The organism is Bacillus sp. ISO11, from assembly GCF_003458115.1.
Lineage (GTDB): Bacteria > Bacillota > Bacilli > Bacillales > Bacillaceae_G > Bacillus_A > Bacillus_A cereus.
The window spans coordinates 51,412-75,945 of the sequence record NZ_QXCO01000024.1; the positions used below are offsets into that span (position 1 = coordinate 51,412).

Consider the following 24,534-nt stretch of genomic DNA (forward strand, 5'->3'; position numbering starts at 1 on the left):
GTACTCTTATTCTTTTTATTATGGATATTTTTTCTAATTTTTTCTATAATTTATGATATGTTTAATTTGATGAAGGAAGTAGGGGAGAAAATGGGGAAAGCACATAAAAAAATAGCTATTACAATGATGATCGGTGCACTTTCAGTTGCAGCGTTTGGTTGTGAAGCAGAAAAGAAGGCTATAAATCCCAACGCAACGCAAGAAAGTAAAGAAGAACAAATTGATCCAGTAGTTGAAAAACAGATGAAAGAAACTGAGAAAAACGGGAATTCGGTTGGAAACAGTTCTAATAAAGGGAAGATGGCAGAGAGTAATGGATGGGTTTACTATGCGGTAAATGGTGATAAAAATACAGGAGGCATTTATCGTACGAAAGATCAATTTCAGACTTCGGAACGTGTAGTGGAAGGTGTAAATGCTTCTTACATAAATATAAAAAACAAAGCTTTATATTTTATTCATACGGATGAAGAGAAGAATGCGGGATTATCTTCTTTAATGAAGTATGATATATCAAATAAAAAGTTAGATACGTTAAAAGCGGATACAAATTATGTTTATATAAAAGATCAAACTTTATTTTATCCGAAAAAATATTCTGAGCATGGTGGTTTTGATATTGTAGGGATCGCAAAAATCAATTTGAAGACGGGACAGGAAGAAGAAGCGGCATTTAAAAATTCTGGTTGGTCTCGAACGATAGATGATAGTATTCTACATTGGAATAAAAATCGTGGAACACAAATGACAAAAGATAATAAAACTTGGTCAAAAGAAAATTATGCAACAATATCTAGTGCTACGTATAATAATGAAAAATTATATGCTGTTGTCGACTTTTCGTTACCTTTTGAAACAAATGAAGCTGAGCATGGCATATATGAAATAGACGTTCAACAAAATAATGAAAAGTTATTGGTAAAGGATGCCTTGCAGATGAATGTGAAAGGGGATACTTTTTATTATTTAAAAAAGGATGGAGTATATAAGAAGAAAATAAATGGTGGAAATGAAAAGGTAATTTATAATAAAGCGGTTGAACCAACTAAATCCTATTTATATTTTGTAGCAGGAGATATGTATCTCTATACGGATAATGGAACTATCATGAATTTGGATACAAAGAAATCAAATGAAGTAAAAGATAAGAAGCTAGCAGATAACGTTATGTTACAGAAAGTATGGAATGCACAGAAGGAACTGACTAATGTTCAAATGGCTGCACTAACAGGAAACCCAAAACGAGTAGGGGATTTTTCATACGGGGAATTAGTGAACCCTATTTATAATAAGAAAGATAATTTAGAGACTACGCTATCTACGTACTTCTCAAAATCATTTATAGCACAGTATATGAAGAGTAAATATATTAAAGAGTTAAATGGAAAAATGCACTATGCTATTGGAGATCCAGGGTCAAAAGCAGCAACTAAATTTACAAAAATTATTTCTGCCGAGTTAAAGGATGGGAAAATAAAAGCGCAGGTAGAAACGTATAATGACTATGATAATGTAACGGAAAAAGTAGAAGTTGAATTTATTTATGAAAATAATCAATGGGTTATTAATAACATGCCACGTTTTGGTTTAAGTTAAAAAAACCACCAAGCAGAATGCTTGGTGGTTTTGTATTAGGATTCTAATTTCTTCGCACGTTTTAATAATAAAAGAAAGACAATGATAACGAACCCCAGTATAAGGAAGAAGCCATATTGCTTTATATAATCAATTATGTCATTCGCACTGGTTGGTTTTTCAACGTGAATGCCGTCTTTATTCGTCGTAATATGAATATCTTTCATTTTTACTTCATTCTTTTCCTTTTGTAAATCAATCCACTCTATATTTGGAATACTTTCTAGATCCTTTAATACTTCTTTTAATGGTTTCACACCTAAGTAAGGATGATAGAATGCACCAATAATTCCATCGGATAATTTAGAAACAGATAGAGCACGTTCTTTCATTTTAGCAATAGTTTGTGGCGTATCTTCTTCAATAAATCCGACTGTTTCAGGCAATAGTTTCATTCCATGTAAAAATGACGGAGTACTTGTATAATATGGTGAGTGCATGGATTTCCAAGTTGTATCATTTAACTGTAGTTGTCCTACATAAGTTGAAAAGTACCTTGATAATATTTCATATCCTTTTTGAGACATCGTGTAATGAGGTGCTTCAAAGGCAACAGGATATAGTTTAGCATCTACAAGTTCTTGAATTCCTTTTTCAATATGATTTTTCGTATATTTTTCCTCGAATTCTTCCCCTTTTTTTACATATTGGTTATATGCCTCTATATTTGGAAAGTCATCTTTTGTCTTCGGTTTTTCATGCTTCGGTTGGCGAATTGGTTGATCTGTTTTGACATCCCAAAATTCAAAGCCCTCACCTGTTTCACTGTCATAAAATTGGTGAGTATAACCATGCATAATAATTGCTGCACCATCATCTTGCATAGAGCGTAAAAGATCAACTAGTTCTGGTTTATCTTTTAAATGTATTATCTTTCCTGTATCTGGATCTTTATATACCGGAATAACAGTAATCATGTAAGGCATCTTTTTCTCTTTTAGTAATTCAGCAATTTCTTTCAATTGATTTATATCTGCTGCTGGGTGAACATCCTCAAGACGTAAATAAGCTTCAACTTTATTTTTCGTTGGTTTTTGGCTGAAATAAGAAAATAACATTTCACCGACGTAATGAGACATCCAGTCAAAGAGGTTAGGTGTTGCAACATAATAAGATATTTCATGCTGAACGATTAGTGGGTTAGTGTTATTTGAGCTTAAAGCGTTAGCAAGCACAGTTCCATTCGTATCAAATGATTGAATTAATCGTTCCTCTTCTAAGGTATTTTTTAGCTTCTTTTCTGGATATTCAATTTTATTAACTCGTATATCGTCACTCTTCAATGTAATGAAAGAAAAACGCTTAGATAATTGTTCAACATTTTGTCCTAATACTAATACAGGGCCGGAGAAGTTTTCTAGAAATTGTTTCGTTTCATCAGAAAACGCTTCTTTTGTTTCACCGATATAAACAATATGTGTATAGGAGGATACGTTATTAATTGAAGTTGCTTCTTTTAAGTTTTTTACGGTTATATCATTTGTAAAATGTCCTAATTGAGTATTAAGGATTTGGACATTATTTGAAACTTTATCGTCTTGTGTACTATACAAAACAAGTACTTTTGGTTTTGATGATGTTTGTGCAGAGGTGTAGGTAGGGATGAGTAGTAAAATGCTGAACAAGAGTGTTAGGCATTTTTTCATTTTGTACGCTCCTATTCTATATATAGAGTTCAGTTTACAATTATATACAAAAAATGCGTTATAGTCTATGAAAGTTACATTTTTGCACGTATTTACCAGCTGTTTTTTCACAAAATCGGTCTAAAGCATGATGATAATACGTATAGTTATTTGCTATGATAAAAGAGTAATAGAATGTAGGTAATTGTAAAGGGAAGGCTGAAAGGGGACAAATTTCAGCGGAGAAAGAGGTAGAGGTAGTGAAGAAATTCTTTGTAGGATTTTTAGTTGTTCTTGGAGTATATTTATATTTCCAAGGAAAGTCTGAAGGAATGGATAAGCTAGTGAATCGAACAAGCTATGTTGATTCAGAAGAAGCAAAACAGATGAAACAAATCATTATAGAGGAAGCGAAGAAAGTAAATCTTCCAGAATGGATACCTCTTGCAATTGCCGAGCATGAAAGTCGATTAAATCCAAGAAGTGTTGGAGATAATGGAACTTCATTCGGATTGTTTCAACTACACCGCGGCGGCGGGCTTGCACCAGAACATTTAACTGATGATGAGCTGAAAGATCCACGTACAAATGCGCAAATTGCAATGCCGCATTTAATGAAAGGATATAAGCGTGGGGTGCAAAAAGGTTTGACTGATTTTGCATTACTGAAATATATAGCGAATACATCTGGATGGCCAGGGAATTTAGGGCCAGAGTGGACGGATAATAACATGAAGTATAACATCGGACTAGAAGATGTGTACTATCGAAATAAAGGTGTAATAAAGTGAAACTTTAATCAGTGGGGGAGTCTGTTCATCCCCCGCTGATTATTAGTCTTCACCAATCGGGCTTTTACTGCTCATTAATGCGGGGTCAAAGAGTAGGTTTTCTATACCTACTCTGTTTTTTTATGAATAATTTCATCCTTTTCTTTCGTGAAATACTGCGTGAGTTGTATTTTCACCTCTTCTAGTTTTGTAGAAACTTGCGGTATTTTATATCCTACATACAATGGTGAAACGACAAATCTAGGTACAACTTTACAAATGATTTTTCCATTTAAGTAATAAAAGAATAAGTTATAACTACTGCATCCTTTATGGAAATCTATCAGTACGTAACGTACAGTTTGCTGAATGTAATTTGCCATTTCATCTATATATGAAATATTATCAATGATTATATTGAATTCAGTGAAGCCAATAATGGGACGCTCTGAAATATTAAGCTCAATGCGTTCATTTTTTTGAACAATTACCCCTTGAAAATTTTCTTCTTCCATATTTTCAAGATAATCTACATATTTCATTCCGATAATTTGCATGTGTGCATGATGCAAACTTCCACCTGAAAATGGACCGTGATTTTTGTATAAAATTACAGATGCAAATTCTTCGTTCTTCTGTAAGTGTAACCAATGTTGAATAGAAAATTGCATTAATTTTCGCATATGTTCTTCTGTATATGTTGCGATATGATCTTCGCAATTATCCGTTTCAATCAGCACCGTTTGAAATGTATCTTGTAATGTAGGAAATTTATTTTTTAACCAAATAATAGAACCATCAGTTGCTAAAATATCCGTTAAATGTTCTTTATCGCAAAATGGACATGCAGCGCTTCTATTCCGAATACTTTCTGGTTTTTGTTTACCGATATCGTTTAAAAAATATAGTTGTTGTGTATCCATTTGTATATATGCCCCTTTAAAATATGTGTAAAAATCCCGCTTAATACATTCGGGAAAAGGAGAAGGAAATCCTCTAAAGACAATATGGAAAAAATAAAAGACAAGATATCCTCATTACGATAGGGTACCTTGTCTTTTATTTTTTCTCTAATAGTGTGTATGGATAATATAGAACATTTTCATTATTTTTCTTTTTTCTATTTTTTATTGTGTATAAAGTGATTGCTGTGCTTGCAATTATAATAATGGCTTTCTTCATATTCATATACCCCTTTTTATTGTTGGTTTAATTCTTGGCTAACTGCTTTTGCATCGACTAAAGCGTGTAAAATCATTTTCACCATGTTCATCATATTTCTTCACTCCTTTTTATAGTTCATTTAGTTCTTTTACAACTGCTTGTCCGTTCACTAATACCTCAAAGATTGCTTTTACGATTTCTTTCATCATGTTTGTTTCCTCCTTGTGTTTGTCACTCTTGTTTTACATCTTTATTGTATAGGGAGGCATCTTTTCGTACTATCGCTTTCCATTACGTGAACATAACAGTTTTGTAAGATTTGATGTCACTTATTGAAATGTTTAGTCTATCTTCATTATTTTCAGAAAAATGACTATTCAAACATGAAATTGGAAAGTATAATAAAGAAGTAAGTATTAAATTCCGTACGAAAGGGGTGAATGAGATGAAACGTTCTTTAGCTGCGCGTGCCAAATTTTTAGATTTTATCTATTTTTGTCGTGCGATTTTTCATGATGTAGTTGTTAACGGGATACGTATGCCCTTTTTTAACAATTGCATAGTGACTATTGAACGATAGAAATCTCTTCACCCATTTTTAATAAACGTGTGAAAAGGGAGCTATTTGGCTTCCTTTTTCTATGCCGAAAACCATGGGGAATGTTTCTTTCTCATGGTTTTTTATATTGAAAGGAGTACGGAAAATGACTATTTGTAGTGTAAATAATGTAACGAAATCTTTTGGTGGAAACATCATATTTGAAAATATATCGCTTGAAATAAAGAATGGTGAACGTGTTGGGTTAGTTGGTCGTAACGGTAGTGGGAAGACAACAATCTTTGGGCTTCTAACGGGAATGGAGAGTTTGGATGCAGGAGCCATTCATATGAAGAAAGGTACACGTATTGGTCATGTCGCACAAATTCCGAAGTTTGATGAGGCCATGACTGTATATGATGTATTGAGTTCCGCTTTTAAAGTAGAAAAGGAATTAGAAAAAGAAATGCATGCTCTAGAAAAAAATATGGCGGAGGAGCAGGAACAATCTTCTTTGAAAAAGCTAATGGAGAGGTACGGAATAATTCAAGAAAAATTTGCATTTCTCGGTGGTTATGAAATAGAGGCAAATATAATGAAGGTAGCAAATGGCTTACAAGTAACAGACTTATTTCCAAGAGTATTTACGGAATTAAGTGGAGGAGAACAGACGAAAGTAAGCCTTGCATATATGCTATTGCAGAAACCAGATTTACTTCTATTAGATGAACCAACAAATCATTTAGATTTGTTTGCAGTTGAATGGTTAGAGAAATTTTTAAAAGAATATAATGGAACAGTTATGGTTATTTCACACGATCGCTATTTCCTTGATGAAGTTGTAACGAAAATTTTTGATCTGGAAGATGGAGAGATTCACGTGTACCATACGAATTATTCTCAGTTCGTTGAGGAGAAGGAAGAAAGATTACTTCAAGAGTTTCAAGCTTATCAAGAGCAGCAAAAGAAAATAAAGAAAATGAAAGAAGCAATTAAGCGCCTACGTGAATGGGCAAATCAAGCGAATCCTCCGAATGAAGGATTGCATAAAAGAGCGAGGAATATGGAACGTGCGTTAGAGCGTATAGAGAAATTAAAGAGGCCAATTTTAGAAAGAAAACAGATGGGTCTTCAGTTTGAAGGGCAAGAGAGAAGCGGAAAAGATGTTGTTGTAATGAAAGAAGTGAGTAAAGGTTTTGCTGGCCGACCTTTATTTGAACAAGCGAATTTACATGTTCGTTTTCAAGAGCGTACTGCTATCGTTGGTCGTAATGGTACAGGAAAGACTACATTATTAAAACTACTATTAGAAGAAATAAATCCAGACGTTGGTGAAATTCGCATTGGCAGTAGTGTCAAAATTGGTTATTTATCACAGCATACGTATGGAAATGTGAAGAGTAATGTATTGGAAGCGTTTAGAGAGTATGTGGCTGTAACAGAAGGAGAAGCAAGACATATATTAGCTAAGTTTTTATTTTATGGTCCAGCGGTGTTTAAGAAAGTAACACAACTGAGCGGTGGAGAAAAAATGAGGTTAAGACTTGCGCAACTTATGTATCAAGACATCAATTTTCTAATTTTAGATGAGCCGACAAACCACCTTGATATTGAATCAAGGGAAGTTTTAGAGGAAGCCCTTGAGCAATATAATGGGACGATTTTAGCTGTTTCACACGATCGATATTTTTTAAATAAGTTATTTGAAAAGACGTACTGGATTGATAGATGCAAATTATTTGAGTTTGCAGGAAATTATGCATGGGCTCGTCAAAAGTGGGAGGAAAAGCTTGAGAAGCAAGTAATAAAGCAGAAACGCCAAGGGAGAAAAAGTGTTGAAACGGTTCCTGTAAAAGAGAAAGAAGCTAGGAATCTTGAAGAGATTGAAAATGAGTTAATGCATGTAGAAGAAGATATATATGCATTAGAAAGTGAAATGGAATATGTAGCTGATGTTGAAAAACTTGAAAAATTATATGAGGAAAAAACGAAGAAAGAGTTGTTACGAGCAGATTTATATAATGAATTAGAGAATATGGTGGAGTAATGAGTAGAAAGCCACTTCCTTTCAGTTTTGCTGGAGGAAGTGGCTTTTTTCATAATGATATTTTGCTTTAAAGGTTAAATGAAGCGATGTGTTTCACGTGAAACAGTAACTTAGATAAATCCATTTTCCTCAATTTGCATAGTTTGTGAAACATATGAAAATGATAAGGTGAAAAATAAATGTCATTAGTGGTTTTTCGATAGGAGTAATTACAAAAACAAAGGCTAATTATTTCCCGAGAGATAAAGTGAGGGCTTTTACGGGCACCCCGACCCTGACCTAACTTCTTTTGCTTTCGCTGAATTTTGAGGTGGGGGTCTTACTGCACGGCAAATAGCGGGATAAATATGTGTAACAGAGACTAGTGAATGAAAACAAAAAGAGAGCAAAGTTACAGCTTTATGCGCTGAACTCTGCTCTCTTTTTGCGTGGCATCTTCTCTCGTTGAAATTATAATAGCAATCCCGAGCATGATAAAAAAAGCTAAAAAGAGGACGAACTTTGGGAAGAACGGGAATAGTAATAGCGCTCCGACTATCATAATTGTTAATAATACGTAGTGCAGGACGTATTGGAATAGGTTGTCCATATTTTCGCCCCCTTTTTGGTAATTGGTTATTAGTATTCTATGTTTCATGCTGAAGGAATAGAAGTAGATTTTTAAGTTTTAATACGAATTATAGCTGAGTTTTCTTAAAGTATAAATGTAGAGTAATAATTTTGGAAAAATTCTCAAAATATTTATTTAGAAAGAATTGACAAAACATAATGAACGATATAAGCTAATAACCATAAAGTCTACCGGAAAGGTCGGAATAAGATTGTTACCCCTCAAAAACATCTATTTTTTTCTGATTAAAACCGACTTTTCCGATTGGCTATAAATGTGCTGTGGGAGGCATACATAAGCTAATAAGTTCAAAGGGTATAACTATTAAACAGTTAGGGTGGGGACAATGAAGAAAAAGACAAAAAAATGGGCTGGTGTATTTTCAGTATTACTGAGTAGTTCGCTTGTGTTATCTGCTTGTGGGGGACAGGAGGATACGGCTTCTACAGAGCCGGTTAAGCAGCAGGATTTAAAAAATGTGAAAATTGAAAAGATTGCTGCGACAGATAAAACGAAAGTGCCAGACAAAGCGAAGAATAGAAAAGATACGTTAGTAGTTGGTATTAGTAAGCCAGGCGGCGTATTTTTACCATACTTTCAACAAAATGGTTGGGATGGAAACGTAACTTCAGTTATTTTTGCATCTCTCGTATCAACCGATAAACAAGGGAAACCAATTCCAGAATTAGCTGAGAAGTGGGACGTTTCTTCTGATCAGTTAACATATACATTCCATTTACGTAAAAATTTGAAATTTAGTGATGGATCGCCATTAACGGCGGATGATGTAGCTTTCACATTGACGCTTTTACATGATAAGGCATATGAAGGTGAAGTAGATATCTCTCAATATGCCGTTAAAGGTGGTAAAGAATATAAAGAAGGAAAAGCAACTTCAATTGAAGGTATTCAAGTTGTTGATCCACAAACAATTAAAATTACAACTGAAAAAGTGAATTCACAAGCTATATTTGTTTTAGGAGGTACAGTACTATCAAAAGCTTATTATGGAAAAGATTATAAGCAAAATACAAGCTTAGATTACTTAAAAGATTTATATGGAAAGCCATTAGCTGCGGGTCCATATAAATTTGAAAAGTATATTCCAGGTCAAGAAGTTCGTTTTGTTGCTAACGAAAATTATTATGCGGGTAAACCAAAAATTCAAAACTTTATTTATAAAATTACTTCTGGTGATACGAAGCTTCAGTTATTCCAAACAGGAGAAGTTGACCATACTGGCTTAGGTACCGATGATGAGGTTCTTGAACAGGCTAAGGCTTTAGAATTCGCAAATATCCAAATCGAAACAGCGCCGTCATTTAGTTATATTTATATGAATAATAATAAGCCTTACTTAAAGGATAAAAAGGTTCGCCAAGCACTTATTTACGGATTAGACCGCAAAAAATATGTTGATACAGCGTTAAAAGGATACGGTACAGTAGCCAATGTACCAATTCATCCAACTTCTTGGGCTTATACGGAAGAAGGAGTTAATAAATACGAATACGATAAAGAAAAAGCGAAAAAATTATTAGATGAAGCAGGGTGGAAAGTTGGTTCGGATGGAATTCGTGAAAAAGATGGTCAAAAATTAAAACTTTCTTATTTCGGTCCAAGTTCGGCTAAAGATAGTGATTTATTAATTCCGATTGCGAAAGAGAATTATAAAGAAATAGGTGTAGAGTTTAATCCTGAATTTATGGACTTTAATACGATGCTTTCTAAGGTAAACAAAGGAGATTATGATTTAGCTTCTGTTTCGACACCGATTACAAGTGACCCGAGTGAAACAGCTGGTGAATATTTGTCTACTGCAAATGAAACTAGTCTTGGTTATAAGAATGCAAAAGTAGATGAGCTAATTCAAAAAGGTATTGAAACTGTAGATATCGAAAAGCGTAAACCTATTTATAAAGAATTGTATAAAGAATTAAGTGATGATCCACCAGTAATTCTATTAAACTACCGTAGAACAATTACTGGTTATAACGGGAATATAAAAGGAATTGATCCTGAAAAGTACAACAGTATTAGTGCAAACTTACCAGTATTATCATTTGAAAAATAACGATAAGAATGTATAAGTAGAAGACATTTTTTCATTCGGTTAGTAATGTGCCGCTTTGAAAAAATGTTCTTCTATTTTAAGCATAAGATTGGAGAGAAAAAGGGTGAAAACATATATTGTTCGTAGGTTGTTACAAATGATTCCTACACTGCTTGGTACATCAATTATTATCTTCGTCCTGTTCGCACTTCTTCCTGGGGATTATATTGATTCAAACCCGAAAATTACACCGGAAAGAGCAGCTGAACTGAGGGAATTATATGGGTTGAACAAACCGATTGTTGAGCGTTATTTTCATTGGTTAGGTAATGCATTGCAAGGGGACTTTGGCTTCTCGCTTCAATATCAAGAGCCTGTAACGTCATTATTAAATAAATTTATTTGGAATTCTTTTAGTGTAGCAATTATTGCATTGTTTTTTATTTGGCTAATTGCACTTATTATCGGTGTATTCTCGGCGACGAAGCAACATTCTTTATTCGATAAACTTGTAACAATCGGTGTTTTTGCAGCAATGTCATTTCCTTCATTCTTTATCGGCTTGTTTTTAATTAAGGTGTTTGCGGTTGACTTTAAGTTATTACCGATAGGTGGAATGATTGATGTAGGCAGTAATTCAACAGGATTTGCTTACGTGATAGAAGTTGCAAAACATATGATTTTACCAGTATTTATTTTGACACTTCTTGGGGTCGGCTCGCTAACTCGGTATTTTAGAACAAGTATGTTAGAGGTTGTAAGACAAGATTACATACGAACAGCAAGAGCGAAAGGTTTGAAGGAGAAGACGGTTATTTATAAGCATGCATTAAAAAATGCAATATTACCAGCAATTACGTTATTAGCATTTGAATTACCGGGATTGTTTTCTGGGGCAATTATTATTGAACAAATTTTTAACTGGCCAGGGATTGGTAATATTCAATTAGAAGCATTAAATTTCCGTGACTATACAGTATTGATGGCATTTACGATGTTTCTTTCTTGTTTAACAATCGTTTCAAACTTTTTAGCAGATATCGTATATGCAGTTGTTGATCCAAGAATTCGGTTGAAGTAAGGGGGGGAAGAAATGGAGACTGTTACAGTAATTACAGAAAAAAAAGAAAAAAAGAGCAGAAGCGAATCATCACCATGGCGACAAGCTTTTAAAAAGATAAAGAAAAATAAGATGGCACTTGTAGGGTTTTATGCATTAATTTTTATGTTTTTATTTTGTTTTATCGGTCCGTTCTTTTCTCCATATGCATCAGGGAAAATACAAGTTGCGCTCATTAACAAACCACCTAGTGTTTCTCATTGGCTTGGTACAGATCAATTAGGAAGAGATATTTTAACAAGGCTTATGCAAGCGGGACGTATTTCATTAACCATTGGTTTAGCTTCAATGGTTTTATCGGTTATACTTGGAGCTTTATTAGGAGCGATTGCAGGTTTTTATCGTGGTATTGTGGACAATATTATTATGCGGCTTGCAGATATTTTAATGTCAATGCCAGGATTACCGCTACTTATTATAATGGGTGCGATTTTATCAGAGTGGAAAGTACCGTCTGATTATCGTTTGTATGTCATTATGATTATTTTAAGTCTAGTAGGTTGGCCAGGGCTTGCACGCCTTGTAAGAGGGCAAATTTTATCACTTAGGGAGCAAGCATTTATGCAAGCTGCGGATGTGTTAGGAATAAAAGATTACCGGAAAATTATATATCACTTAATACCTAATGTTTTACCCATTTTAATTGTTGTATCCACATTAGGTGTTGCAGGTTCTATTTTGGGAGAATCCGCACTAAGTTACTTAGGTCTTGGAGTCGTTCCACCTACACCATCATGGGGGAACATGATTAGCGCAGCTAACTCATTAATCGATTTCCAAAAGCGTCCATGGTTATGGATTCCGCCCGGTTTTGCAATCTTTATAACAGTTGTATCAATTAATTTACTTGGTGATGCACTTCGTGATGCGTTAGATCCAAAGATGAGACGGTAGGTGAGAAGATATGAGTAAAGCGGTAGTAGAGCTGAAAGACTTACAAACACATTTTCAAACTGACGAGGGGACAGTAAAGGCTGTGAACCATGTTAGCTTTGCGGTTCGAGAAGGGGAAACAGTTTGTGTAGTAGGAGAATCAGGTTGCGGAAAGAGTGTAACAGCTTTATCTATTATGGGGCTTATTGCTGAATCTGGTAGTGTAGTGGGTGGAGACATTTTATATGAAGGAAAAAGTCTTTTAGGAATGAAAGAGAAAGAACTTCGTAGTTTACGAGGCAATGATATTGCAATGATTTTCCAAGAACCGATGACATCGCTAAACCCCGTCTTCACTGTAGGGGAGCAAATTGTAGAAACGTTAAGAGAGCATGAATTACTTAGTAAAAATGAAGCATATAAGAAGGCAATTGAGTTAATTCGTAAAGTTGGCATAGCCCGCGCTGATGAAATCGTCCATTCTTATCCGCATGAACTGAGCGGTGGGATGTTACAACGTATTATGATTGCTGTTGCGCTTAGTTGTAATCCTAAGTTATTAATTGCAGATGAACCAACAACAGCTCTTGATGTTACCATTCAGGCTCAAATATTGGATCTACTAAGACAAGTGAAAGAAGAATTTAAAACGTCGATTTTATTAATTACACATGACTTAGGTGTCGTAGCGGAAATGGCTGATTATGTTGTCGTTATGTATGGCGGGAAAGTTATTGAAGAAGCCCCAGTACTAGAGATATTCCAAAATCCAAAACATCCTTATACGAAAGGATTATTGAAATCAAAACCAGTAATGGGAAAACGAATAGATAAACTATATTCTATTCCAGGGCAAGTTCCGAATTTAGTTGGTTTAGGTGAATTTTGTTACTTTAGTGGGCGTTGTGAGCATTGTATGGAAATATGTGAAAAAGAAGCCCCAAATCTAAATGTAAATGATGAAAATCATAAAGTAGCTTGCTGGTTATATGAGGAGCGTGCGGAACAATGAGTGAACCATTATTAGAGGTGAAAAACCTAAAGGCATATTTTCCAATTAAGGGTGGCGTATTTAGTAGAACAATTGGGCATGTAAAAGCAGTTGATGGAGTAAGTTTTACTATTAATAAAGGTGAAGTGTTTGGTCTCGTTGGTGAATCAGGGAGCGGGAAAACAACAATAGGAAAAACAATTTTACGCCTCGTTCAAAAAACAGAGGGAGAAGTGAAGTTTAAAGGAAAAGATGTTCATTCTTTATCCAAGGATGAATTAAGAAAACATCGCCCTAATATGCAGCTCGTTTTCCAAGATCCATTTAGCTCATTAAATCCGAGAATGAGAATTGGAGAAGCGCTTGGAGAGCCAATGTTGGCCCACGGATTAGCAACGAAAGAAAATGTGCGTGAAAAGGTAATTGAAGTATTGGAGTTATGTGGATTAGCTCCTTATCATATTGACCGGTATCCCCATGAGTTTTCTGGTGGACAACGTCAGCGTATCGTAATCGCAAGAGCTATGGTATTAAATCCAGAATTCATTGTAGCTGATGAACCTGTAGCGGCACTAGATGTATCTATCCAAGCACAAATTATTAATTTATTTAGTGAGTTACAGGAGAAAAAGGGATTATCTTATTTATTCATTTCGCATGATTTAAGTGTAGTAGAACATTTATGTACGAAAATCGGAATTATGTATTTAGGTACGATTGTGGAGACAGCACCGCGTGATGAGTTATTTACCAATCCGCTACATCCTTATACGAAAGCATTGTTATCAGCTGTTCCAATACCAGATCCAACAGTGAAGCGAGAACGAATTATACTAGAAGGGGATATTCCAAGTCCAGCAAATCCACCTTCGGGCTGTCGTTTTCATACACGTTGCCCATTTGCAACGGATGTTTGTAAAAAAACAGTACCAGAATTCCGTAATGTTGGTGTAGAGCATTTTGTTGCTTGTCATCACGTATAAAAAAGGACTCTTTCAAATTGAAAGAGTCCTTTTTTTATTTACTAGATGAAGTTTGTTTCAATACAAATTGCTCGATTGCGTGAGCAACACCATGTTCATTGTTTGTTAGTGTTACAACATCACATAGCTTTTTTACATCTTCTTCAGCGTTGCCCATTGCAACAGATAAGCCCGCTACTTCTAACATCGGTACATCATTAAAATTATCACCAATAGCAACTGTATCTTCAATAGGGATATTAAAATGAGCTGCCATCTGCTGTATCCCGTTTCCTTTATGTCCATTCTTATCCATAATTTCTAAGTTAGTAGGAGCCGATGCTGTAACCATAATATCAGCATCCTCTTGTAATATACTTAATAGCTGTGCGCGATGCGCTGCATTAAACGTTAAAATGAAGAATTTAGATATTTCTAGTTCTTGGTTATTTACAACATCTTCTATTTTTTTGAAATCAGTAATTAGGTTCGATTTCTTTTGCTTTTCTGTAATTCGTTCAAGTTCCTCTAATGTAACATCAAGCGCATGCTTATTTTCTTCGAATGCTTGCATCACTTGATCTTGCCATGTATATGGAGAATAAACTCCTTTATTTGTATATAGCTTATATGGGAAACCTTCAGATTCTAGTAATTTTGCAAGTTTGTACACTTTGTCGTTTTGTATACAACGCGAGTTAATTACTTTTCCATCCACATAAACAATAGCCCCATTGCTTGCTCCGACTGGAAGAGATAATTTATATTCTTCCAATAGCTTTAAAGCATCCTCTTTCGCACGACCAGAACAGATCATTACAATATGACCGGCTTCTTGTGCAGTTTGGATTGCTTGTAGGTTTTCTTTGGAGATTTCAAGATTAGATGATAGTAGTGTACCATCCATATCTAATGCGATTAATTTCAAAATGACCACCTCTTTGTTTTTATTATACATAGTTATATAGAGGAAACATATAAACTTATCTTGGAAAGACGGTATTTTATCTCATATTAAAAGTAAGTAAAGATTAGATAGGTTTAGTGGCACTAAATAAACAATTTGTAACAAAAATAGAGAGGAATATGACTACATTTCACTTTATGACTGTAATGTTACACGAATGTTACAAACGTGAACTTAGTGAAAAATGCATTAAATAAAGGTTTTTGAGGGTTATTATAAAAAAACGTAAAAAAAGTGTAATAAATTTTACGTAATTATATTGCAACGTAATAATAGTTATGTTACATTAATGTTACAAACGTTACGTTATCAAATTTAATGTAACGTTAACATAAAAACTATGAAATAAACATTTCTTAGAAATTACATATAGATAACTTATAAAAAGGGAGGATAAATGATATGAAAGAGCAAGTATTACAAGTAACAAAAGGTGACTTCGTAGGATCAGCAAGTGGAGCAGTAGTATTAACAGCATTAATCGTATTTTTATCAAGCGTATTAGTATAATAGAAGTTTTGTAATAAAAGAAAAAGAGAGGAGAATGAAAGATATGAAAGAGCAAGTATTACAAGTAACAAAAGGTGACTTCGTAGGATCAGCAAGTGGAGCGGTAGTATTAACAGCGTTAATCGTATTTTTATCAAGCGTATTAGTATAATAGAAGTTTTGTAATAAAAGAAAAAGAGAGGAGAATGAAAGATATGAAAGAGCAAGTATTACAAGTAACAAAAGGTGACTTCGTAGGATCAGCAAGTGGAGCAGTAGTATTAACAGCGTTAATCGTATTTCTATCAAGCGTATTAGTATAATAGAAGCTTTGTAACAAAAGAAAAAGAGAGGAGAATGAAAGATATGAAAGAGCAAGTATTACAAGTAACAAAAGGTGACTTCGTAGGATCAGCAAGTGGAGCGGTAGTATTAACAGCATTAATCGTATTTTTATCAAGTGTATTAGTATAATAGAAGTTTTAAATTAAACAAAAAAGGAAGGAGAATGAGGGATATGAACAGTGAACAAGTGTTTCAAGTAACAAAAACAGATTTATTAGGATCCTTAGGTGGAGCGGTAATATTAACATCATTTATTCTATTCCTTGCAAATGTATTAGTATGAGATATATAAATACAATCATTCAAAAAAAATAAAGACTCTAACGTATTAGTAAGTAGTTAATATGTTGGAGTCTTTTTTATATTCTTCTTATATACCCTCAAGTATTAAAGTTACCTCATTATCCAGCATTCATGGCTAATTAAACGCTGCGGTTGAAACTTGATTCAACGAATAATCAAAAATCCACTGAATAAAATCCCGCTTTATTTCAAAGAGAAAAAAGTCGAATTTTATATGTAAGAAAAAAAGAGGAATTTGACAGAAAAGATAGAAAATTTTAAAGGTCAGAATTTGTTAGCTTGCTAACTAATTTCTATTAATTAACGTTGGAAGCGTTTTCGGTTGGTTTTAAGTATGGACCATTTAATCTATTTACAGGGGGATGAAGATATTATGAAACAAAAATCTATGGATACGCTAGCTGCACAAATGGAGGACTTTTTTCCAGTACGTGATGTAGATCATTTGGAATTTTACGTAGGGAATGCAAAGCAATCGAGTTATTATCTTGCGAGAGCGTTCGGATTCAAAATTGTAGCTTACTCTGGATTAGAAACTGGAAACCGTGAAAAGGTATCTTATGTTCTTGTGCAAAAAAATATGCGTTTCGTTGTGTCTGGGGCTTTAAGTAGTGAAAATCGTATTGCAGAGTTTGTAAAGACTCATGGTGATGGCGTGAAGGATGTGGCACTACTTGTTGATGATGTTGATAAAGCATACTCAGAAGCAGTGAAACGTGGTGCCGTCGCAATTGCTCCACCGCAGGAATTAACAGATGAGGACGGTACATTGAAAAAAGCAGTTATTGGTACGTATGGTGATACAATTCATACGCTTGTAGAGCGTAAAAATTATAAAGGGGCATTTATGCCAGGATTCCAAAAGGTAGAATTTAATATTCCATTTGAGGAGTCTGGTTTAATTGCTGTTGATCATGTAGTTGGTAATGTTGAAAAAATGGAAGAGTGGGTTAGTTATTACGAGAATGTTATGGGCTTTAAACAAATGATTCATTTTGATGATGACGATATTAGTACAGAGTATTCGGCGTTAATGTCAAAAGTTATGACGAATGGAAGTCGTATTAAGTTTCCTATTAACGAACCAGCAGACGGAAAGAGAAAGTCACAAATTCAAGAGTATCTAGAATTCTATAATGGAGCTGGTGTACAACATCTTGCTTTATTAACAAGTGATATTGTTAAAACAGTTGAAGCGCTTCGTGCAAATGGGGTGGAGTTTTTAGATACACCTGATACTTATTACGATGAGCTAACTGCACGAGTTGGAAAAATCGATGAAGAAATTGATAAGTTAAAAGAATTAAAGATCTTAGTAGATCGTGATGATGAAGGTTACTTACTACAAATCTTTACGAAACCAATTGTAGATCGTCCGACTTTATTTATTGAAATCATTCAACGTAAAGGTTCTCGTGGATTTGGTGAAGGAAACTTTAAAGCGTTATTCGAATCAATTGAAAGAGAACAAGAGCGTCGCGGAAACTTATAAGATTTGTATCCACCAGCAAAAGTCCCTTTGCTGGTGGAAATTTCATTTTTATAAGGAGGAATCAGGATGAAATTTGTTACATTTTGTCTTCCTTCAAAAGAACTACGGGCTGGATGGCTTGAAGGTGACAAAGTAATAGATATGAATCTTGCTAGTGAAGGGAAAATCCCTTCTTCTATGATGGATTTTTTAGAGAAAGCGGATGAGTATGTAGAAGTAGTGCGGAATATTAAGAATCCAAATAAGGGTATATATGCTTTAGAAGAAGTACAATTGACAGCTGCTCTTCCTAATCCGAGTAGTATTCGAGATTTTTACGCATTTGAACAACATGTAAAAACAGCTCGTGGACGAAGAGGATTAGATGTTGTGCCTGAATGGTATGATATTCCGGTTTTTTATTTTACTAATCATCGTGCTGTAATTGGTTCCGGTGATTTTGTAATTGGTCCGAAAAAGTCTAAAAAGCTTGATTATGAGTTGGAGATTGCTTGCGTAATAGGAAGAGAAGGGCGAAATATTTCTCGAGAGCAAGCAGAGGAATATATTTTTGGTTATTGTATTATGAACGACTGGAGTGCGAGAGACTTACAAGCAACAGAAATGAAAGTAGGTCTCGGTCCAGCGAAAGGAAAAGACTTTGCAACTTCATTAGGAGCACATCTCGTTACGAAAGAGGAATTAGACGTTTATCGTAATGGTGATCGATATAATTTAGAAATGACTGCTCATGTAAATGGAAAACTATTATCAAAAGGAAACTTCCAAGATATTTACTATACATTTGCTGAAATGATTGAACGTGCTTCAGAGGACGTTACGTTATATCCAGGAGATGTGATTGGTTCTGGGACAGTAGGAACAGGATGTATTTTAGAACTGGGTACAGAAGAGTGGCTACAAGATGGAGATGTTGTAGAACTGTCGATTACTGGTTTAGGTACACTACGTAATACGATCAAAAAAGAAAAGGAAGCGGGTGATGGGCATGTTTTATCGTCACATGGGAGAACTACCTCATAAACGACATGTACAATTTCGTAAAAAAGATGGGTCGCTTTATCGTGAACAGGTAATGGGAACAAAAGGTTTTTCTGGTACGCAGTCTATTTTGTATCATCATTATATGCCAACAGAAGTAGGTCATTCTGCATTATCGCATTCTTGTCAGTTGCAGTATGAAGAGGATGTTGCTCTTTCTCATCGCCACTTTCGAACGAAAGAAAGTAAAAAAAGTGGTGATGCAATAAGTGGACGGAATTTCATACTTGGAAATGAAGATTTGTTAATTGGAGTAGTGAGTCCAACAGAAAAAATGGATTATTTCTATCGTAATGGTGATGGCGATGAAATGTTATTTGTTCATTATGGAACAGGGAAAATTGAAACGATGTTTGGAACGATTCACTATAGAAAAGGCGACTATGTAACGATTCCAATTGGAACGATTTATCGTGTTATTCCAGATGAAGGAGAGACTAAGTTTCTTGTTGTAGAGGCAAATAGCCAAATTACAACGCCGCGTCGTTATCGAAATGAATACGGACAATTGTTAGAGCATAGTCCGTTTTGTGAAAGAGATCTTCGTGGTCCAGAAAAATTAGAGACATATGATGAAAAAGGCGAGTTTGTCGTAATGACAAAATCAAGAGGCTATATGCATAAACATGTTTTAGGACACCACCCGTTAGATGTTGTTGGATGGGATGGCTATTTATATCCGTGGGTATTTAATGTAGAGGATTTTGAACCAATTACAGGGCGCATTCATCAGCCACCGCCAGTACATCAAACATTTGAAGGACATAATTTTGTTATTTGCTCTTTCGTACCACGTTTATACGATTATCATCCAGAGTCAATTCCAGCACCATATTATCATAGTAATGTTAATAGTGATGAAGTTCTTTACTATGTAGAAGGAAACTTTATGAGTCGCAAAGGTGTGGAAGAAGGTTCTATTACACTTCATCCGAGCGGGATTCCCCATGGACCGCATCCGGGGAAAACAGAGGCAAGTATAGGGAAGAAAGAGACGCTTGAATTAGCTGTTATGATAGACACATTCCGTCCGCTTCGTATTGTAAAACAAGCACATGAAACAGAAGATGAAAAGTATATGTATAGCTGGATTGAACAAGGTTCATATACTGTGAAATAAGTAAAAAAGGCATGCTCTCAATAAGGGGGCATGCCTTTTTCACGGAATCGACATGTATAATAATACCAAAAAAATAATGGAAAGATATATAGAAAGAATAATAAGGATCGTGCATATTCAGAAGAATTTCTACTTGTTTCGACAAAAGTATTGACTAGGAAAAGCGTAATGAGTAAAATAAAAAAGCGAATTAAAAATTTTCAGAAAATTTAAAACTTGGAGGAGTGAAAGATGAAGCAAATTTTTCAAAAGAAGCCAATTGCAAAGTTAATGCATGAAAGTAAGCAAAAAACGTTAGCAAGAACATTGGGTGCGCTAGATTTAACTATGCTTGGAATCGGAGCAATTGTTGGAACTGGTATTTTTGTTCTAACGGGTGTTGTGGCAGCGAAACATTCTGGGCCAGCTATTATATTATCATTTGCGATTGCCGCGTTAGCTTGTGCCTTTGCTGCATTTTGTTATGCTGAATTTGCTTCTTCAGTTCCTGTCTCGGGCAGTGTGTATACGTATACATACGCGACGATGGGGGAAGTGTTCGCATTTTTAATTGGCTGGGACTTAATGCTTGAATATTTACTTGCTACATCTGCTGTAGCAAACGGTTGGTCTGCATATTTTCAATCTTTATTAAAGGGGTTTGGAATTCACATTCCGACTATTCTCTCCTCGGCTCCTGGTACAGGAAAGGGTGGAATAATTGATCTACCTGCAGTTCTAATTATTTTAGTGATGACAGTTCTTTTATCTAGGGGTGTTCGTGAAAGTGCACGAGTAAATAACATTATGGTATTTATTAAAATAGCAGTTGTTCTTATTTTTATCTTTGCTGGTTTTAATTATGTGAAACCTGAAAACTGGACGCCCTTTATGCCATTTGGTTTAGATGGTGTAATGGCTGGAGCGGCTACAGTATTCTTCGCATTTATAGGATTTGATGCAGTTTCAACAGCGGCAGAAGAAGTGAAACGTCCGCAACGTGATTTACCAATTGGTATTATTGCATCGTTATTAATTTGTACAGTTCTTTATATCGTTGTTTCGCTTATTTTGACAGGAATTGTTCCATACGGCCAGCTAAATATATCAGATCCAGTTGCTTTTGCACTTCAATTTATTGGACAAGATGGTTTAGCGGGGGTAATTTCAGTAGGAGCAATTACAGGAATTACAACAGTAATGCTAGTTATGATGTATGGGCAAGTTCGTGTTTCTTATGCGATGAGCCGAGATGGTTTACTGCCGAAGCGTCTTGCTAAAGTTCATCCGAAATTTAAAACGCCATTTTTAAATACATGGACAACGGGGATTATTGCGGCACTGATTTCAGGATTAATAGATTTAAATGTTTTAGCACATCTTGTAAATATGGGGACATTGTCAGCATTTGCACTTGTAGCTGTTGCGGTAATCGTAATGAGAAGAACTCATCCAGACTTACCAAGGGCATTTAAGGCTCCGCTTGTACCATTTTTACCAGCATTAACAGTGATTTTCTGTTTATACTTAATGCTTCAATTATCAGGGACAGCGTGGATTAGTTTTGGGATATGGATGGTTATTGGTATAGCGGTTTACTTCTTATATAGCCGAAAACATAGCGCTTTAAATAATAGTAAAAAAGAAGAAGATGTTGCAAATTTATAAGCGAAAAAATCCATTCTAATTCTGTTGGAATGGATTTTTTTATTTGAAAATTTACATTTTTCTGAACTTGTTATAAGATAATTGTTGGCTAACTAAAGGGGTGGAATGATGAAAAATACGTGGCGTGAGTTAAGGGAGATGGACCGTAACGTATGGATTCGATTTATTGGAGAGACGTTAAATGGAATTGCAATGATGATGTTAATGCCTTTTTTTGCATTATATTTAAAAGATAAGGTAGATTCGTTGTTGGAAGTTGGGGTTATTATGGCGCTTTCTCCAATTGCTGCAAGCTTTGGATCACTTATAGGAGGGAGAATTGCTGACATATATGGAAGAAAGCCTATTATGATATTTTCTATGGCAAGTAATGCATTATTAATGCTCGGTTTTCTATTTATAGAAGGATTTATTCCGTATGCAATTTTATCTATTTTTTTAGGGTTGAGTAATTCTTTATTTCATCCAGCTGCATCAGCTATGGTCGCGGATGTAACGGCACCAGAAAAAAGAACAGAGGCATATGGTTTATTACGAATGGGACACAATATAGGTGCTGCGATTGGTCCGATAATGGGAGCATCAGTAGTTGTGTTGTCAAAGAACCTTGTATTTATTATTGCCTCTTCTACAATGCTATTTTATGCGTTACTTGTATTACTTCTTATTCAAGAGACGATGCCAAAGAGGATAGATAAGGAAGAACATAAAGAAAAGGAATCTGGGGCAGTTTGGAAAATTTTAATGCGAGATAAGGCATTAATGATTTACTTATTAGCAGGTATTATCATTTCGATGGGGTTTTCTCAAACGGAAGGCATGCTGCCACTACATTTTGATAATGAAATGAAGCGTATTTTTGGAACGAATAATCCATATCCATATTTAATGGCGTTAAACGGACTATTAGTTGTTTTATTCCAGTTTCAAATTTCAAAATGGGCTACGGACAAACCAGTCGGGAAGACGATGTTATATGGTGCATGTTTATTCGGGATTGGATTATTTTTTATAGGGTGGTTACCGAAGTGGTTTGGAGAATTTAATACAAATGCTACAATTATTTTAATAACACTACTGTTCGTTTATGCTATATATACGTTAGGTGAGATGATTATGTCGCCTGTACAGATGACATTTGTAGCAAATTTGGCCCCTGAGCATTTGAGAGGGACTTATATGGGAGCTGCAAGTTTGCAGTGGATTACAGGAAGCGCATTTGGTCCACTTTTGGGAGGTTTTTTATTAGATCGATTACTTGGTCACTTTCTATTTACAATTTTAGCTGTAGGATGTGTAGTTGCAGGAATTGTATATGTTTCTTTAGATCGCCTTGTGGAGCAAAGGCAAAAAGACACACTAACCAAACAATCTTCTTAGTGAATAGGTGATATACACAAAAAAGGGGATTTCTACATATTTTAGGTACATAACTAGATTAGATTGCCATTTTATTTTGTGTAGCTATATAGAAAATGAAATGAAAAACCAATAAGTGATGTTATTTAATTATTTATGGAAGTTACATTTTATTTCAAATAGGAACTACCTATTTTTATAAAAAGTGCTAAAATAGAAAAATGAAAACAATTGGTTAGGGTGATTTCATTGACGAAAATTAAATTAGGTTTATTATATGGTGGAAAATCAGCTGAGCATCAAGTTTCGCTACAGACGGCTCTTGCTGCTATTAAAGCGTTAAATCAAGATAAATTCGAGATTCATCCAATTTATATTACAGAACAAGGTCAATGGGTACGCGGTGAGCGTATTGAAGGCGAAGTAACAGATGTTGAAGCTTTAAAAATGAGCGGTGCAGAAAATGCGATTTCTCCGTTATCATTAAGTACAGAAATTATCCCATCTGCAGCTTCTGAGGAGAATGCTATTGACGTTATTTTCCCATTACTACATGGACCAAACGGTGAAGATGGAACGGTTCAAGGACTATTAGAATTAATGAATATCCCTTATGTAGGAAATGGTGTTCTAGCATCATCTGCTGGTATGGATAAAGTTGTTATGAAAAACATCTTTGCAGAGGCTGGTTTAAAACAAGCAAAATATGCATCCTTCATTCGTAGTGCATGGGAAAAAAATCGTGAGGAAGCTTATTCTAAAGTAGAAGATAAGTTAGGATATCCTTGCTTCGTAAAACCAGCGAACCTTGGTTCAAGTGTTGGTATTAATAAGTGTAAAAATCGTGAAGAACTTGAGGATGCATTTGTAGAGGCATTCCAATTTGATCGCAAAATTATTGTAGAAGAAAATATTGTAGGTCGTGAAGTAGAAGTTGGGGTACTAGGTAATGATGAGCCGAAATGTTCAGTTGTAGGTGAAATCGTTCCGAAAAAGGACTTCTATGATTATAAGTCGAAATATATCGATGGTGATACGGCGCTAATTATTCCAGCTGAAATGACAGAAGAAGAATCTAATGTAATTAAGCGTGATGCAATTATTGCATTCCAATCATTAGACGGTGCAGGTTTAACGCGAGCTGATTTCTTCTTAACGAAAGATGGAGAAGTGTATATTAACGAAGTAAACACAATGCCAGGATTTACACCGTTCAGTATGTTCCCTCTATTATGGCAACATACTGGGTTACCGTATCCAGAATTAATCGAAGAGCTAATTCGTTTAGCGATTGAACGTCACGAAGAAAAACAAAAAATTAAATATACAATCTAACAAAAAAGGAGGAAGCACTATTCGTAGGAATAGTGCTTCCTCTATGTA

At 34.9% G+C, this 24,534-nt stretch carries 25 protein-coding genes; 20 read left to right on the top strand and 5 right to left on the bottom strand.

What is annotated here, in order from left to right; all coding sequences use genetic code 11:
- The first annotated feature begins 90 nt into the window (after positions 1-90).
- On the top strand, positions 91-1,596 hold the full coding sequence (locus D1166_RS22145) for a DL-endopeptidase inhibitor IseA family protein (RefSeq protein ID WP_000513543.1): 1,506 nt from the start codon (positions 91-93) through the stop codon (positions 1,594-1,596).
- A 35-nt stretch (positions 1,597-1,631) separates the two neighbouring features.
- On the opposite strand, the gene D1166_RS22150 is transcribed toward D1166_RS22145, so the two are convergent.
- Entirely contained in the window at positions 1,632-3,281 is a 1,650-nt protein-coding gene (locus D1166_RS22150; RefSeq protein ID WP_065702670.1) for a DUF2334 domain-containing protein, read from the bottom strand.
- Positions 3,282-3,520: 239 nt separating this feature from the next.
- Here D1166_RS22150 and D1166_RS22155 point away from each other — a divergent pair, with 239 nt between their 5' ends.
- The gene (locus D1166_RS22155; protein ID WP_118043431.1) at positions 3,521-4,051 is read left to right on the top strand and encodes a transglycosylase SLT domain-containing protein; all 531 of its coding nucleotides are present in this window, start codon (positions 3,521-3,523) and stop codon (positions 4,049-4,051) included.
- A gap of 107 nt (positions 4,052-4,158) precedes the next feature.
- Here D1166_RS22155 and D1166_RS22160 read toward each other — a convergent pair whose 3' ends face one another.
- Together D1166_RS22160 and D1166_RS22165 are read right to left on the bottom strand one after the other, a co-directional pair.
- On the bottom strand, positions 4,159-4,953 hold the full coding sequence (locus tag D1166_RS22160; RefSeq protein ID WP_097856321.1) for a DUF4931 domain-containing protein: 795 nt from the start codon (positions 4,951-4,953) through the stop codon (positions 4,159-4,161).
- A gap of 136 nt (positions 4,954-5,089) precedes the next feature.
- Positions 5,090-5,218, bottom strand: a complete 129-nt coding sequence (locus D1166_RS22165; RefSeq protein ID WP_001998915.1) for a hypothetical protein — start codon at positions 5,216-5,218, stop codon at positions 5,090-5,092.
- Between the two features lie 421 nt (positions 5,219-5,639).
- On the opposite strand from D1166_RS22165, the gene D1166_RS31870 reads away from it, so the two are divergent.
- Positions 5,640-5,774: an RAxF-45 family protein gene (locus tag D1166_RS31870; protein WP_000830643.1), complete on the top strand. Its 135-nt coding sequence runs from the start codon at positions 5,640-5,642 to the stop codon at positions 5,772-5,774.
- Positions 5,775-5,898: 124 nt separating this feature from the next.
- Positions 5,899-7,779 (top strand): ribosomal protection-like ABC-F family protein, encoded by a 1,881-nt coding sequence (gene abc-f / locus D1166_RS22170; RefSeq protein ID WP_097861992.1) that lies wholly within the window; start codon positions 5,899-5,901, stop codon positions 7,777-7,779.
- A 391-nt stretch (positions 7,780-8,170) separates the two neighbouring features.
- Here abc-f and D1166_RS22180 read toward each other — a convergent pair whose 3' ends face one another.
- The gene (locus tag D1166_RS22180; protein WP_000369253.1) at positions 8,171-8,368 is read right to left on the bottom strand and encodes a hypothetical protein; all 198 of its coding nucleotides are present in this window, start codon (positions 8,366-8,368) and stop codon (positions 8,171-8,173) included.
- Between the two features lie 367 nt (positions 8,369-8,735).
- Between D1166_RS22180 and D1166_RS22185 the strand changes: the two genes are divergently transcribed.
- From D1166_RS22185 to D1166_RS22205, 5 genes are all read left to right on the top strand, one after another.
- Positions 8,736-10,463 carry an ABC transporter substrate-binding protein gene (locus tag D1166_RS22185; RefSeq protein ID WP_118043432.1) on the top strand — a complete coding sequence of 576 codons (1,728 nt, stop codon included), beginning with the start codon at positions 8,736-8,738 and terminating at the stop codon, positions 10,461-10,463.
- 103 nt (positions 10,464-10,566) lie between these two features.
- Positions 10,567-11,523: an ABC transporter permease gene (locus D1166_RS22190; protein ID WP_000860748.1), complete on the top strand. Its 957-nt coding sequence runs from the start codon at positions 10,567-10,569 to the stop codon at positions 11,521-11,523.
- Between the two features lie 12 nt (positions 11,524-11,535).
- Entirely contained in the window at positions 11,536-12,456 is a 921-nt protein-coding gene (gene opp4C, locus D1166_RS22195; RefSeq protein ID WP_000451080.1) for an oligopeptide ABC transporter permease, read from the top strand.
- A 10-nt stretch (positions 12,457-12,466) separates the two neighbouring features.
- On the top strand, positions 12,467-13,447 hold the full coding sequence (locus D1166_RS22200) for an ABC transporter ATP-binding protein (RefSeq protein WP_000030767.1): 981 nt from the start codon (positions 12,467-12,469) through the stop codon (positions 13,445-13,447).
- Complete coding sequence (locus D1166_RS22205; RefSeq protein WP_001294485.1) at positions 13,444-14,409, top strand: ABC transporter ATP-binding protein; 966 nt, start codon at positions 13,444-13,446, stop codon at positions 14,407-14,409. Before D1166_RS22200 ends, D1166_RS22205 begins: the two co-directional genes overlap by 4 nt.
- A 34-nt stretch (positions 14,410-14,443) precedes the next feature.
- On the opposite strand, the gene D1166_RS22210 is transcribed toward D1166_RS22205, so the two are convergent.
- Positions 14,444-15,316: a Cof-type HAD-IIB family hydrolase gene (locus tag D1166_RS22210; protein ID WP_000766421.1), complete on the bottom strand. Its 873-nt coding sequence runs from the start codon at positions 15,314-15,316 to the stop codon at positions 14,444-14,446.
- Between the two features lie 441 nt (positions 15,317-15,757).
- On the opposite strand from D1166_RS22210, the gene D1166_RS22215 reads away from it, so the two are divergent.
- The 11 genes from D1166_RS22215 (at position 15,758) to D1166_RS22265 (ending at position 24,486) form a co-directional block, all read left to right on the top strand.
- A complete protein-coding gene (locus D1166_RS22215; RefSeq protein WP_000664237.1) occupies positions 15,758-15,865 on the top strand; it encodes a DUF3948 family protein in 108 nt (35 codons plus the stop codon).
- A gap of 34 nt (positions 15,866-15,899) precedes the next feature.
- Positions 15,900-16,016 (top strand): DUF3948 family protein, encoded by a 117-nt coding sequence (locus D1166_RS22220; RefSeq protein ID WP_000654250.1) that lies wholly within the window; start codon positions 15,900-15,902, stop codon positions 16,014-16,016.
- Between the two features lie 34 nt (positions 16,017-16,050).
- On the top strand, positions 16,051-16,167 hold the full coding sequence (locus tag D1166_RS22225; RefSeq protein WP_000654250.1) for a DUF3948 family protein: 117 nt from the start codon (positions 16,051-16,053) through the stop codon (positions 16,165-16,167).
- A 34-nt stretch (positions 16,168-16,201) separates the two neighbouring features.
- Positions 16,202-16,318, top strand: coding sequence for a DUF3948 family protein (locus D1166_RS22230; protein ID WP_000654250.1), 117 nt, complete (start codon positions 16,202-16,204; stop codon positions 16,316-16,318).
- A 43-nt stretch (positions 16,319-16,361) separates the two neighbouring features.
- Positions 16,362-16,472 carry a DUF3948 family protein gene (locus tag D1166_RS22235; protein WP_001083690.1) on the top strand — a complete coding sequence of 37 codons (111 nt, stop codon included), beginning with the start codon at positions 16,362-16,364 and terminating at the stop codon, positions 16,470-16,472.
- Positions 16,473-16,865: 393 nt separating this feature from the next.
- A complete protein-coding gene (gene hppD, locus D1166_RS22240) occupies positions 16,866-17,984 on the top strand; it encodes a 4-hydroxyphenylpyruvate dioxygenase (RefSeq protein WP_000810922.1) in 1,119 nt (372 codons plus the stop codon).
- 66 nt (positions 17,985-18,050) lie between these two features.
- The gene (locus D1166_RS22245; protein ID WP_000673989.1) at positions 18,051-19,007 is read left to right on the top strand and encodes a fumarylacetoacetate hydrolase family protein; all 957 of its coding nucleotides are present in this window, start codon (positions 18,051-18,053) and stop codon (positions 19,005-19,007) included.
- Positions 18,973-20,145, top strand: a complete 1,173-nt coding sequence (locus D1166_RS22250; protein WP_013141710.1) for a homogentisate 1,2-dioxygenase — start codon at positions 18,973-18,975, stop codon at positions 20,143-20,145. The genes D1166_RS22245 and D1166_RS22250 overlap by 35 nt, the downstream gene beginning before the upstream one ends.
- Positions 20,146-20,376: 231 nt before the next feature.
- Positions 20,377-21,792, top strand: a complete 1,416-nt coding sequence (gene bcaP, locus D1166_RS22255; protein ID WP_000809349.1) for a branched-chain amino acid transporter BcaP — start codon at positions 20,377-20,379, stop codon at positions 21,790-21,792.
- 108 nt (positions 21,793-21,900) lie between these two features.
- Complete coding sequence (locus D1166_RS22260; RefSeq protein ID WP_000799714.1) at positions 21,901-23,172, top strand: MDR family MFS transporter; 1,272 nt, start codon at positions 21,901-21,903, stop codon at positions 23,170-23,172.
- 228 nt (positions 23,173-23,400) lie between these two features.
- Positions 23,401-24,486, top strand: a complete 1,086-nt coding sequence (locus tag D1166_RS22265) for a D-alanine--D-alanine ligase (RefSeq protein WP_000161427.1) — start codon at positions 23,401-23,403, stop codon at positions 24,484-24,486.
- Positions 24,487-24,534 lie beyond the last annotated feature (48 nt).